The sequence below is a fragment of the Vibrio splendidus genome, from assembly GCF_002873455.1.
Classification (GTDB): Bacteria; Pseudomonadota; Gammaproteobacteria; order Enterobacterales; family Vibrionaceae; genus Vibrio; species Vibrio splendidus_J.
The window spans coordinates 182,244-195,241 of the sequence record NZ_MCUN01000007.1 but is presented as its reverse complement, the minus strand read 5'-3'; the positions used below and the strand labels follow the sequence as shown (position 1 = coordinate 195,241).

The following is a 12,998-nucleotide window of genomic DNA, read 5'->3' as shown; positions in this document are numbered from 1 at the left end:
TAAATCAAATAACTTAAATTAAACCGCTTCAGTTTGTTAAGTTCCTTCACTGATTTTTGACTAAACAAGCGCTGCCTTCGGGCAGCACCAAGCTGATGCTTGATGGCATAACCTCAAAGCGGATTTGGTTAGAACGATAAGGTTCACCATCAAGATTAATCGGCAGTGTCTGAGGGAAATCTACCTCTAGCCAACGAGCTTGAGTGCGAACAATGTATTTTCCGTCGTCGGCAGGATGTTTAAGCTCTTCGATAACTTTTGGCAAGTCAGAAGCAACGAAGGCTTTGACTAAAGTAAGATCCATCAAGCCATCGTCAATTAATGCATTAGGTGCGAGCTCTTGTCCACCACCTGCCAAGCGGCCATTACAAAAAGCACCGACCAAGATCTCACCAGTAAAACTGCCTTTATCTATAGTCAGTGTGCCACTATAAGGTTTAAAACCTAACGCCTTAACCATACCTGTCAACGTGTACGCACCACCACCAAGAAAGTCCTTAAGTTCAACGGGCGTTTCAGCTGTCACTTCCGCGCCAAAGCCAGCCGCAGCAACGTTCATGAAATAACGATCATTCGCACGAACGCTGTCTACCGCAAGCGCATTCCCTTCTAACGCGAGCGTAAAAGCACCGGTAATATCGCTCGGAATACCTGCTGCGGTAGCAAAGTCGTTCGCAGTTCCCATTGGAATGATCGCAAGCTGTGGCCTTTCACTGGCACGAAATTGGTTGAGCGCATTAACGGCTTCATTCACCGTTCCATCGCCACCAGCCACAATCAGTCGTTTTACACCATCGCATATCGCTTCGCTCACCAAGCGAAACATATCTGATGACTCCCACGTAACTCTAACTTGCAGGTCGATATCCCGCTCCCTTGTAGCAAAAACCGCTTGCCTTAGTTCTGGAGTATTGGCTTTCTTTCCGTTAAAAATCGCACGAACGCTTTGCATGGCGATGCTCCTTATGATTTCAACTTGATAACTCTTTTGCGGCCGCTTTGATCTTGGATCTCAACCATTTATGACTCGGTTCATTAGTTCGACTCGGATGCCAGATCATGCACATATCTAGATTTTCTAACTCGAAAGGCAAAGGCAGTGTTTTTACATTGTACTTTTCAGAAAAACATCGCACTGACGACATAGGAAGCATGCCAAGACAATCAGAACCTTCGATGACCGGAAACATTTCAACGACACCCGCAGCTCGATAAACGATTTTGCGCTTTTCTAAGTCCCTGAAATGCTCAGAGCTCAACAAACTCTTACGAGCGTGCCAGCGAGAAACCACTACATGTTCATGAGCCAAAAATTGCTCCATATCGATAGTGTCACCAACTGTGGGATGATCGGCTCTACACACGACAACCAGCTCTTCATGTGAGATCACTTCGTGTTTAAGTGTCGTTCTTTCCTTTGGAGTCATATCAATGATCACATCATGTCTTTGTAGCCTAAGATCCGATTCGTAATCTTCGGTAAATAAAGGGTGAACTTCCAGAGCTATGTTAGGAGCGACTTGACTAATAAGTTGCATTACTTTTGGCATCATTTCGTAACTTGCCGGGGAGACACAAGCAATAGAGAAAATACGATTTGATGTTTTAGGGTCAAAATCTCTTGAAGCCGACAATGTAGAAGTGAAATTCTTTAGCGCAGCCGCCATTGCCGGATAGATATCAATGGCAAAGGTAGTAGGCTCAACCCCTGATGTTGTTCGGTGAAACAATGGCTCGTCATAAATATCACGAAGCCTAGCAAGCGCTTTGCTTACCGCAGGTTGGCTAATGTCCATACGATTAGCAGCTCTAGATAAGTTCTGCTCTTCATAAATAGCGACAAAAATAGGAATTAAATTGAGTTCAGTACTTTTCATACAGTTCCATAGTAAAGAAGCAGGCTCTCCATATTAGAGAACCTGCCGATTATGTTCGATGCGAATGACTTAAGTTTGCTACTTAGTTCTATCTTTTAAGTCTGGCAAGGCTTTAGGAACTTTCAAGAGACCAATAATTGAACGCGAATTCACCTTGCCAGTTACCCCGTCAGGCGACATAGATTGGTCACTTGGTAGGATACGTAGACCTTTCCACAAACGAATAAATACCTTTTTATCTTCACGCCCTTGTTGAAGCGCTTCGCTGTCTTCCACCCAACGCTTTTGAGAGCTCGCTTTATTTAGTTCGAGTTGAGTGGTTTCACTGCGTAATTGACGATAAATAAAGGTTCTCAATGCAGACCAATTACCTTGCTTTAGTAAACGACGTAACGCCAACCAACTTGGTGCAGGACGGTTTTTATAATAACGCTTCAAAGAAACCAATAGCACAACACATAACGTCATTACCAAACCAATGCTGATAAAGACCGACATGTAAGCCTTGATGAAAGATTGGAGTGTGTGTTTTGCTTCAAACACTTCGCCTTGTATCACCACGCTTTCAAGCCGCTGGTTTTTGCTATCCCACCACTGGAATGAAAACTCTGGCAACGTAAATTCGCCACCTTGTTGAATCACATAGACCGTCTCTTCAATTCGGCTAGAACGGTAGTCACCACGTTCTTGTGTGTCATCTAAACGATTAGGTTGCGGGTAGGCTTGATATTGTTGAGTGGATTCCTTGGTCAACACATTGGGAAGTAACACCGACAAACTGTCTTTCGCTTTGATCGTCACAGTTCGAGTAACCGCATCACCCACTTTTAAGTCCTCGCTCGAACGTTGCCATTGCTGCTCAACATCCACGTTTGTCGCAGAAAACCAAGGCGATTCATCGCTTAACAAACCAGACGGTAATGAGGCTTCAAACTTAATCGGTTGTGTGTAAAGCGTGCCGCCAACGTTTGAACCATGAGGAGCAGAGACTTGTACACGAACCGGCAAGGTTGGAATCACAAACTCGCCAGAGGTCATTGGGTAGAGCGTCACTTCCCAACGTTGGCGCGACCAAGTTGTGCTACCCACTCTTTCCGTGTAATTCGTCGCGAGTTGGTTACGTTGTTTAGCAATTACATTCGGGATTTCAATACCACCAATGCGAGTTCCACCCGTAAACCAACGCGGCGTCGCCACCTCAATATTCAAGATCACTTGCTCATTAACGCTAACTTTAGGCGGCGTTACCCTATCGCCTGACTTCGGCTTTTCCCCTACCCAAGCGATAAGCTCAACGTCACCACTTTTTTGCAGATCGAAGATATCGATCGCAGAAGCAAGCGTAGAGAAAACAGTGCTAATCAAGAGAATCATCGACATTAGCAAGGTCTTCACTAGTTTAAAGGACTCTGAACGCCCTGGCTTTGCTTGAACCACTTCAAGAGCTAAATCATATCGACTCATTGTGCTTGCTCCTGTTTTAACGACGGCTCGATCGAAGGCGCAGGTTCTCGTAGTTGAATTTGGAATTTGGACTTCAAGAATAACTTGGGATCCGCCTCTACTCGTTTTAACCACTTGTCTGCCAGTTCTTGGCTACCCAAAATTTCGTTAGCGTTGAGTGTTTCCTTAAGCATGAGTTCTGCGACCGTTTCTTCTTCTGCACCATCGCCAGTGCGTGGCTGATCGTCATCTAATTCTAACGATTCCTCAGGGCCATCTGTAGTGCCTGATTGGCTCTCGCTGGTGCGATTGACCTCTTCGACAATACCGCCAATTACCGCTAAGTTATGCTCAACGTCAGGTCTTAGTTGTAGTGAAAGGTTTGGCTTTTCACTCAGCGCTTTCAATAAGTCTCGTGCGGCAAGGTATTCACGTTGACGAGCTAATGCACTCGCAGCGTTATACAAACCAAAATCGGTTTTCGTTTGTAAGAACGCACTATGTGCTAACTTAAAATCACGAGCATAATAATAAGCAACACCTTTTCTCATTGGATCTTTAAAGTGCTTGGCAGCTTCAAGGTATTCTTGTTGGTTCAATAAACGCTGCCCTTGTTGGTCGGGCGTTAGCCATAAATCCCACCACCATTGGGCTGTTTTATCCCAAGCGGTGACAGACTCCACCACGAGCGGTTTCTCAGCGGTTAAGTTGACTGTTTTCGCCAAAGTGTTAGGAGAATACACGCCGCCTGTAATCAGAACGCCAACCACACACCACTGCACTAACCACCCTTTTCTGAACCACAACAACATGATGATTGCCATTGGAATAAGTAGACCATAGCCCATGTCTTTCCATGGCATAGAGGACTCACCGTTAAGTTGCATGTTCCTCTCAACCGCTTTGTTCAGTTGTTGAATATCCGAGTCATCAACAGTCACCTCAATCACTCGTCCACCCGTTTTACTCGCTAAGTTACGCAGTGAGTCTAAGTCGACAGGGTTATCGCTGACCACATTACTGTTTCCTGCAGCTAGGATGAGCAACTGATATGGATTGTCGTTAAAGAAGCTCTCGTACGCTCTTATGGTACTTGGGTTTACACCATCTGATACTAACAGCACCGAAGAGCCTAACTCTCCAGATAGTTGTTGATTGATCAGTGGTAACGCTTCTTCCGCTGATTTACCTGAAACCGGCATAATGTCAGGTGTAATAGCCGCAAGAAACGGTTCAAATACCTTGCTGTCCTGCGTCACGGGCATCGCCACGTGTGCGCTGCCTGCATAAACCACTAAACCCGTATTACCGCCTTTACGCGCAGCCAACAAGTCTCGAATTTTCTGCTTAGAACGCTCCAAACGACTTGGCGGTAGATCTTTGGCAAGCATGGATTCACTGTTACCAAGCACAACCAACATCGACGCTTTGTCTTCACCAAAAGGCGAAGACTCACGCTGCCATGTTGGACCCGAGCAGATGACGATGGCGATAGTCACAATCACCACTAATAGTTTCAATGGTAACTGCTTACGCCAGCCGGTTTCGCCAATCGTCAATGCATCGCGTAAGTGCGCAGGTAGAATGTCTCTCCACGTTGGCTTGGTCTCTTCTCTCCAACGAACCCATAACAGGGAAAACATCGGAATAAAGGCCAACAACCACAATGGTCGAATGAAATGAAACTGGGTAAAGAACTGTTGCAGAGTGAGAGAATCAGGCATCGTCCTCTCCTTTCAATTTTTTAATTTTAGAGGCCAAAAACGATCTTCGGCGTATCGTCGCAAAACTAAAGGCAGTCAAATACATCACAACGACAATCGCCATCAGATAATGGTGCAGCCCCTGTTTAGGGCGAAAAGTGGTGCTTTCGTACAACTGAGGTTCTAGTTCACCAATCTGAGCGTAAGCTTTGGTCAGTTCGTCGCGGTTAAGTGCTTCAAAGGCTTCGCCGCCGGATTCTTGCGCCACACGCTTGATGGTTTCCATATCCAAAGCCACTTCACCAACAGTTTGCGGATCGCCCATCGCGATAACGTGTATACGAACGTCTTTCGCTTTAGCAACTTTTGCAGCATCAATCGGCTCAACAAAACTTCCCGTATCGTTACCGTCGGTTAACACAATCACGACTTTCTCTTTCGCGTTGGTATCGATGCTTGAGTCTTGAACTGCAGCGCTCTGCTTCTCGCTTTGTTCAAACACCTTAATGGCCAAACCAATTGCATCACCTAAATGAGTACTTTGACCCGCCATCGCAACATCGGTTTGGTTGAGTAGCTCAAGCCATACCTCTTGGTCTGCCGTAAATGGGGTTTGTACAAACGCTGCATCACCAAACAGAATCAAACCGAGTCTGTCGCCTTTTCTAGTTTTTGCAAAGTCGGCTAACACTTCTTTGGTCGCGTCTAAGCGAGAGATTTTATCTCCTTGCTTAGAGGTAAAGTCTTGCTCTGCCATTGAGCCAGATAAATCGACCACAACCATGACATCACGACCTAGTTGTTCGCGAACCTGTGGCTCACCAAGAATGGTTGGTTTCGCTAGCGCACACACCACTAATCCCCAAGTAATAATAAGCGTGGTTCGTTGCCACCAACTAGGTGTTAATTGGCTTGCACCTTCAGATGGCGCCTCCCCAATCGCTTCAACCAACTCGCTGAAGAATGGCACCTTGATGGCCATTTGCTTGGTGCGATAAGCAGGCACAGCAAAGTAGACCAATAAAGGTAGAGGTAACGCCATAAACCAAAGCGGGTGCACAAATTCAAAGTTCGCAGATAAAACATCAAACATTGTCTTGCTCCTCAACCGTCACCTGTACATCTGGTTTTGTTTGTACATTCGGCTTGTGAAGTTTTAACCACATCATCGCGGTTTGAATCACTTCTAAACGTTGTTCGAAGGTTAAACGCACGTTAGGGTTTATCAGGCTTTGCATCCATAATCCCGAGACTTCATCAGTAAAAAATGCACTGCTGCTTGTATTAGTGTTAGCGCCAACTGGCAGATAAGCGTTCAAGCGATTCACATAGGCTTGACCAAACAATTTCGCATTGCTGTTGTCTAGGTAGCGCAGTACCACTTTCAACACTTTAAAAGTTCGTTCGGTTGAGTTTTTATCTCTTGCATCTAAAAGCATGAGTTCTTTAAGTGCTTCTTGACGATAACGATTGTTCCACCATTTCTGCGCCAAACGATAAGCCAAATAGACAGCGACCAATAACAAAATAACGCCGAGGATCTTCCAACCCATCGTTTGAGGAGCCCAACTCACACTGTCAGGAATAGCGACATCGTGCAACTCGCGAAGAATGTAAGTACTTGGAGGAGTATGTTCAACGGCCATTTAGCGCCCTCCCACTAGCTTTTGCAGCTGCGATATGTGATTGCCTGACGTGTCTAATTCGATGTAAGGGAGGTTTTTCATCGCCATTAATTTAGCAAGGGACTGTTTCTGAAGTGCCGCTTTTTGGGCAAGGCTTTCACTCGCGAGGTTTACCTTAGATTGGCTGTCCAGATTAAGTTGAAACCGACCATCACCCACCACCCAGTTTGCGCTTGCAAGATCTTGAGGCAATGACTGTTCTAATGGGTCGGTGACCATAATGGCCAGGATATCGTTGTGTTGCTGTAACTGCTTTAGTCGATCGAGATGTTGTTCTCGGCAGTCTCGCCAGTCACTAATGAATATCAAGGTTGATTGCTTGAGTCTCATTCGTTTGATCAGTTCAATCCACTGGTTAAAACCAACATTATCGCCATCACTTACGTTGACGCCTAAGCTTTGATTAGCTTTGGTAAGATGCTTTAACTGAGCCAGTAAATCAGACTGTGAACGCTGTGCTTTAGTATGGAAAAGTTTTTGATGTGAGGCCAAAACGAAACCGACACGGTCACCGTCTTTAAGCACCCGCCATCCACACAATGCCGCCACTTCGGCAGCGACAACGGATTTCATAGTGTCTTGAGAGGCAAAAAACATTGAACTGCGCTGATCAACACAGATCATTACATTTCGGTCTTTCTCTTCGGTATAGCTGCGAACATGAGGTTTACCCGTTCGCATCGTGACTTTCCAATCGAGGTTACGAATATCATCACCAAGTTGGTAGTGACGCAGCTCCTCAAAATTCAAACCACGGCCACGGAACAGAGAGTTATGTCTGCCCGAAAGTACGCTGCCCGCTTTTAGATGTGGTAGCAGAGAGAAAGACTCAGCTTGAGCCTGAATTCGCACTAACCTTGAATAGTCACAATATAGTCGTGGATCAAGGCCTTGTGATTTGGGAGCTTGTGTTGGCTTCGCCATAACGCCCCCTAGTTATCCGATCTCAACATTATCAAGCAGTTCTTCAACCACTCTTTGATGGTCAACACCATCGGCCAATGCATCGTAAGACAACGAGAATCGGTGGCCTAATACGGTTGGCAACATAGCACGCACATCATCTAAAGTGACGTGGTCACGCCCTTGTAGCCATGCATAAGCGCGAGCACATTTATCTAATGAAATTGAAGCTCTAGGACTTGAACCAATTTCAATCCATTTCGATAAGTCTGATTCTGGATAACGCTCAGGTTTTCGCGTTGCCATTACCAAGGCCACGATGTAATTCTCAACTAATTCGGAAACGGCAATTTCTGGGAGTTGACGACGAGCCTCAAGTACCAATTCAGGTTCGATGTGTTGCGGTGTGACTAGCTCTGAGCTCGTTTCGCTGCCTAGCTCCTCACTGCGCACTAGTCGAATGATGTCGCGCTCAGCTTCATCCTCTGGGTAGTCGACCGTCACCTTCATAATGAAACGGTCCATTTGCGCTTCCGGTAGTGGATACGTACCTTCTTGTTCAACTGGGTTTTGAGTCGCTAACACCATGAACAGGTCTGGAAGGATATGAGTTTGACCGCCTACGGTTATCGTCCCTTCCGCCATCGCTTCAAGCAGTGCCGCTTGCACCTTCGCTGGAGCACGGTTCACTTCATCGGCCAGAACAATGCTATTGAAAATAGGACCCGGTTGGAAATGCAGTTGAGGTTTACCATCTAGCTCTTGATACACTTCAGTACCCGTTACATCAGATGGCAGGAGATCGGGCGTAAACTGAATACGGCCAAAGCTTGTATTCAGTAAATTCGCCAACGACTTCACCGAACGCGTTTTTGCTGTACCGGGAAGCCCTTCTAGAAGCACATGGCCATTGGTCAATAACCCTATCACCAGAGCCCGAACGACGTGGCTCTGACCGATAACACTTTTCTCTGTTTGTTCAATCAGTTGGTTTATTGCTTGTTGCGCATGGTTCATAGGTCTTCCCTTAATTCAATCTGGCTGCGTACATCCTACTCACAAACCCCATAACTATTAGTTATAAGCACCATAAATTTATAAGCGTATCGCCACGTTGATCATGGCGCTCTATTTCAGCTTAACTTGTTGCTCGATAAGTGCTTTCTACTTGCTAAGTGCTTTTGCTTTCAACTGCTGAATTGCCTCCGGAGGTGCTACTTTGCTCAATGATGAAATACATTGCTCAAACGCCTTTGGTGCGCCCGGTTTATGACTGTTTCGCGCCAACACTTCACATTGGGCATACAGATGCTGTGGGTTGCGACTAAATTGGTAAGCCTTGTTCAGTGATTTACTTGCAGCAAGCACATCAGACTTCTCCAAAGCCAACCCATACACATACCAATATTGCGGATCGGTTTGTGCAGTTTCCGCCGCTTGTTTAAGGTACGTCGTTGCTTGTTCGTAATCTTTCACACGAAGCAGAGATAACCCTGTGCTGTATGGTAATACACTCGATTTTGGTTGAGCTTGAATACCTTGTTTCAGTGTCGCTAATGCTTTTGGCTCGTCGCCAAGTGCGCGATACAAATCAGCCAAGTTGGCATAACTGTTCTCGAAATAAGGCTCTATCTCGATAGCGCCTAGATAAAACTCAATCGCTTTGTCGTGCTGACCTAAATCTCGGTAAACATTACCTAGGTTAGTACGTCCAAACCCTCTGTCGGCATTAAATTGCTGTATCTCAATGTACTCTTCCAATGCAGGCTTGATTTGATCTTTCTGCAGAGGGTTCATTTCTCCCCAGTAACGTACTAGCGCGCCTGCAGTTTCTGAACGAATCGACAATACAGGGTCTTTCAGTAGCGGCTCTAAAATCTGCCAACGGTCAGTGAACGTGAAACCAAACGAGCCTTGCACAACGCCCAAACGGATCATTTCATCATCATGTTTCACCGCTCTTGCTAGCGAGATAAGCGTATTCTTACCCGTATTGCCGCCCAAACGTTCTAAGCTAGATGCACGAATGATATTGCTTAAGCTGGAGTCCTGAGCCGAGTATGCCAACGCATCCTCTGCACCTCTGTGCCCTATTGAGTCAGCATAAAAGGCAACGGCAAAGTGCTGTTGATTACGATACTTAGAATCAGGGAACCATTCGCCAATTTGTTTATCTGCCCACTGGTCGGTTTGGTCTTCATGACAACTGGTACACACGTTCGGTGTTTTAATGTGTTGGCTAATATCTGGCCGCGGGATATGCCAACTGTGGTCACGTCTTGGGTCGACCTCCATGTACGTCGTTTCTGGCATGTGACAAGTCGTACATTGTGAAGCTTCGGTATTCGCTTCGTGGAAGGTGTGCTTTTCAGGCGTGTATTCGGAAGCAATGTGACATTGGCTACATACGGCTTCCTCTGCAATCTTTAATTCTGCGGTATGAGGATCGTGACAGTTAGTACATGTGACGCCTTTTTCAGCCATCGCCGATTGAAGAAAAGAGCCGTAAACATAATCTTCATCGTAGATTTGACCATCGTTATGGTAAAGCTCAGGAGTAATCAAGCTCAAACGATACTCATCAAAGAAAGACCCGTTCACGTGATCACCCGTTTCATTTAACTGAGTTCGTCGGCTGTGGCACTGAGCACAGGTTTGGACTTGGTTGGTATGGATGATGTCTTTTGGTTGCAGGGTTGAGTTGCCCTCTTGGTAGACCCACTCTTTCACCGACTTCGACAAGTCGCGATCAAAGCCATAATGCGCCGAGACTTGAGCATCCTTTCCGCCGTTAGCTTTTGCTGACTGCTCTTTGGTTAATTGAGCTTTTGCTAACTGGGCCTGCTCAACGTGCTCACTCGCAGGGCCATGACAGGCTTCACAACCGACATTAATCTCAGACCAAGTAGTGTTGTAAGTATTACTTGCGCTGTCGTAGTTCTTTTCTAGGTTCGTTGAATGGCAATCAGCACACATGAAGTTCCAGTTTTGACCGCTATTGGTCCAGTAGAATTCATCAGTGTTGGTGGTATCCGGGTAGAGGTTAAACCAGCGTTGGCCTCCTTCGTCCTCAGTGCGAGAATCCCAAGCGAAAGGAATCAACTGTACACGACCGTCTTCAAACTCAACCATGTACTGTTGTAGTGGTTCAAAGGCAAAGGTATAGCTGATTTTGTAATCTTTGAATTGCCCGTTTGGCCCTTCGATGTTGACCCAGAAATCATCGCCTTTGCGAAAAAATCGGTTGGGTTTTCCTTTGTGGGTAACGGTTTGATCGTTGAAGTCGCCCAATACCGATTCATCAGTCGCGTGCTTCATCGCCATATCATGATGAGAGCCTTGCCACGCTTCGACTTCTGCGCTGTGACAATCAACACAAGCCTCAGAGCCTACATACGTAGCTTGAGAGTTGGCTGATTCTGATTCTGTAAATAAAGCTTTTGAACCAACTGACGACACTTGTTCATTGGCATACACATTGAAACTCAGCATCGATAACATAAGTATCGGTAAATTGAGTAAAGACAATATTGCGGATAATACTGCAGCTCGCTGGTGTTTCAATCCGTTCACTAGTGAGCACAACCATGCAGACATAACATTCCTTGTTTTTATACATCCTTATGCTTAATAAGGTAGACGTAAAAACAACCGAATTACAATTATTTAGTAGCAGTTAGCTCCATAGTTGTGACTCATATTCACGACTCGTGATTACTCATCGATATGCGCATAAAAAAAGAGCTCCTAGGAGCTCTTTCGTGTTATCAGTTTCACTGTGTAACAGTTTACTTATTATGGTTCTCTTGAAGTTTTTCCATAACCTGATCCAAGCTAAAGCTTGCCGCTTTTTGGCGTGGTGGGTATTCGGCAAACGTTTCTAAGAACTCGCCTACATACGCTTGCGCAGGAACGAACATATAAGCATGATCTAACAACCAGTCATAATATGTATTCGATGTAATATCTGCGTTTTCGTATGGGTCCATACGCAGGTTAAACAGCTTAGGAAGACGTAACGTCACGAACGGTTCTGACCAAATCTGCATGGTACCCGTTGCACGTTGCTCCATGAACACCGCTTTCCATTGGTTATAACGAAGCGCCGCTAAATCACCATCATCGGTAAAGTAGAAGATCTCTGAACGACGGCCTTTTTCTTCTTCACCCGTTAGGTAAGGAAGGAAGTTGTAACCATCTAAGTGAACCTTAAACGTTTTATCACCCGCAGTATGACCTTTCAGTAGTTTCTCTTTGATTTGGTCATCACCGGCAGCGGCAACGAAGGTTGGCATCCAGTCCATATGATGCATGATTTCGTTGGATACGGTTCCTGGTTCAATCTTACCAGGCCAGCGAACCATTGCAGGTACACGGTATGCGCCTTCCCAGTTAGTGTTTTTCTCGCCACGGAACGGGGTTGTACCCGCATCAGGCCAAGAGTTCATGTGTGGACCGTTATCCGTTGAATAGAAAACAATCGTGTTATCTTTGATTCCCAACTCATCCACTTGCTTCAATAGTTGCCCAACGTGTCGATCGTGCTCAACCATACCATCAGCGTAGTTACCGACACCGGTCACACCTTTACTATCGGCTTTCACGTGCGTTCTAAAGTGCATTCGTGTTGCGTTCCACCAAACGAAGAATGGTTTGTCCGCTTTCACTGCGCGATCCATGAAATCAAGTGCCGCGTCGAGTGTTTCTTCATCGACAGTTTCCATACGCTTACGCGTCAAAGGACCAGTATCTTCAATCTTGCCATCAGCAAATGACTTGATGACACCACGAGGACCAAACTTCTTACGGAACTCAGGGTCGGTTGGGTAATCTTCATTTTCTGGTTCTTCTTCAGCGTTCAGGTGGTAAAGGTTGCCAAAAAATTCGTCAAACCCGTGTGCTGTTGGAAGAAATTCATCTTTGTCGCCAAGGTGGTTTTTACCAAATTGACCTGTCATATAACCCATGGGTTTTAGCATTTCTGCAATTGTCGCGTCTTCCGCTTGCAAACCAATGTCTGCCCCCGGCAAACCTACTTTACTCAAACCCGTTCGCAATACGCTTTGTCCCGTAATAAAGGTGGAGCGACCCGCGGTACACGATTGTTCTGCGTAATAATCGGTAAACATCATCCCTTCTTTGGCGATGCTATCAATATTAGGCGTTTTGTAACCCATTAAACCAAAGGTATATGCGCTAACATTAGACTGCCCAATATCATCCCCCCAAATCACGAGAATATTCGGTTTTTCAGCTGCGAATGTGGTGGTAGAAGCCGCCATCATCGCCGTACCCAAAATCGCTAAACGACGTTTAACGCCATATTTCGCTGTCATAGAAACCTCTTCTTAAGTTATTTGCATCCTGCCCTACAACGTATAGTCCAT

Annotated in this window: 10 protein-coding genes; all 10 read right to left on the bottom strand. The window is 45.8% G+C overall.

The genetic code is table 11. The annotated features are described in order from the left end of the window. Window positions 1–46: 46 nt before the first annotated feature. Window positions 47–952, bottom strand: coding sequence for a lipid kinase YegS (yegS, locus tag BCU75_RS05230; protein ID WP_102473132.1), 906 nt, complete (start codon window positions 950–952; stop codon window positions 47–49). 19 nt (window positions 953–971) lie between these two features. Then, a complete protein-coding gene (locus tag BCU75_RS05225; RefSeq protein WP_076673630.1) occupies window positions 972–1,877 on the bottom strand; it encodes a LysR family transcriptional regulator in 906 nt (301 codons plus the stop codon). Between the two features lie 78 nt (window positions 1,878–1,955). After that, window positions 1,956–3,341: a BatD family protein gene (locus BCU75_RS05220; protein WP_102473131.1), complete on the bottom strand. Its 1,386-nt coding sequence runs from the start codon at window positions 3,339–3,341 to the stop codon at window positions 1,956–1,958. Further along, complete coding sequence (locus tag BCU75_RS05215) at window positions 3,338–5,044, bottom strand: VWA domain-containing protein (RefSeq protein WP_102473130.1); 1,707 nt, start codon at window positions 5,042–5,044, stop codon at window positions 3,338–3,340. The genes BCU75_RS05220 and BCU75_RS05215 overlap by 4 nt, the downstream gene beginning before the upstream one ends. Next, window positions 5,037–6,116: a vWA domain-containing protein gene (locus tag BCU75_RS05210; protein WP_102473129.1), complete on the bottom strand. Its 1,080-nt coding sequence runs from the start codon at window positions 6,114–6,116 to the stop codon at window positions 5,037–5,039. Before BCU75_RS05210 ends, BCU75_RS05215 begins: the two co-directional genes overlap by 8 nt. Further along, a complete protein-coding gene (locus BCU75_RS05205; protein ID WP_102473128.1) occupies window positions 6,109–6,669 on the bottom strand; it encodes a DUF4381 domain-containing protein in 561 nt (186 codons plus the stop codon). The genes BCU75_RS05210 and BCU75_RS05205 overlap by 8 nt, the downstream gene beginning before the upstream one ends. Next, window positions 6,670–7,632, bottom strand: a complete 963-nt coding sequence (locus tag BCU75_RS05200) for a DUF58 domain-containing protein (protein WP_102473127.1) — start codon at window positions 7,630–7,632, stop codon at window positions 6,670–6,672. 12 nt (window positions 7,633–7,644) lie between these two features. Further along, window positions 7,645–8,628, bottom strand: a complete 984-nt coding sequence (locus tag BCU75_RS05195) for an AAA family ATPase (RefSeq protein WP_102473126.1) — start codon at window positions 8,626–8,628, stop codon at window positions 7,645–7,647. A gap of 147 nt (window positions 8,629–8,775) precedes the next feature. Next, the gene (locus BCU75_RS05190) at window positions 8,776–11,208 is read right to left on the bottom strand and encodes a tetratricopeptide repeat protein (RefSeq protein WP_102473125.1); all 2,433 of its coding nucleotides are present in this window, start codon (window positions 11,206–11,208) and stop codon (window positions 8,776–8,778) included. Window positions 11,209–11,399: 191 nt separating this feature from the next. Then, window positions 11,400–12,947: an arylsulfatase gene (locus BCU75_RS05185; RefSeq protein WP_004730481.1), complete on the bottom strand. Its 1,548-nt coding sequence runs from the start codon at window positions 12,945–12,947 to the stop codon at window positions 11,400–11,402. Window positions 12,948–12,998 lie beyond the last annotated feature (51 nt).

Bases quoted from the DNA above. Each gene is read 5' to 3' on its own strand.
- yegS (WP_102473132.1), bottom strand. From the start codon at position 952: ATGCAAAGCGTTCGTGCGATTTTTAACGGAAAGAAAGCCAATACTCCA.
- BCU75_RS05225 (WP_076673630.1), bottom strand. From the start codon at position 1,877: ATGAAAAGTACTGAACTCAATTTAATTCCTATTTTTGTCGCTATTTAT.
- BCU75_RS05220 (WP_102473131.1), bottom strand. From the start codon at position 3,341: ATGAGTCGATATGATTTAGCTCTTGAAGTGGTTCAAGCAAAGCCAGGG.
- BCU75_RS05215 (WP_102473130.1), bottom strand. From the start codon at position 5,044: ATGCCTGATTCTCTCACTCTGCAACAGTTCTTTACCCAGTTTCATTTC.
- BCU75_RS05210 (WP_102473129.1), bottom strand. From the start codon at position 6,116: ATGTTTGATGTTTTATCTGCGAACTTTGAATTTGTGCACCCGCTTTGG.
- BCU75_RS05205 (WP_102473128.1), bottom strand. From the start codon at position 6,669: ATGGCCGTTGAACATACTCCTCCAAGTACTTACATTCTTCGCGAGTTG.
- BCU75_RS05200 (WP_102473127.1), bottom strand. From the start codon at position 7,632: ATGGCGAAGCCAACACAAGCTCCCAAATCACAAGGCCTTGATCCACGA.
- BCU75_RS05195 (WP_102473126.1), bottom strand. From the start codon at position 8,628: ATGAACCATGCGCAACAAGCAATAAACCAACTGATTGAACAAACAGAG.
- BCU75_RS05190 (WP_102473125.1), bottom strand. From the start codon at position 11,208: ATGTCTGCATGGTTGTGCTCACTAGTGAACGGATTGAAACACCAGCGA.
- BCU75_RS05185 (WP_004730481.1), bottom strand. From the start codon at position 12,947: ATGACAGCGAAATATGGCGTTAAACGTCGTTTAGCGATTTTGGGTACG.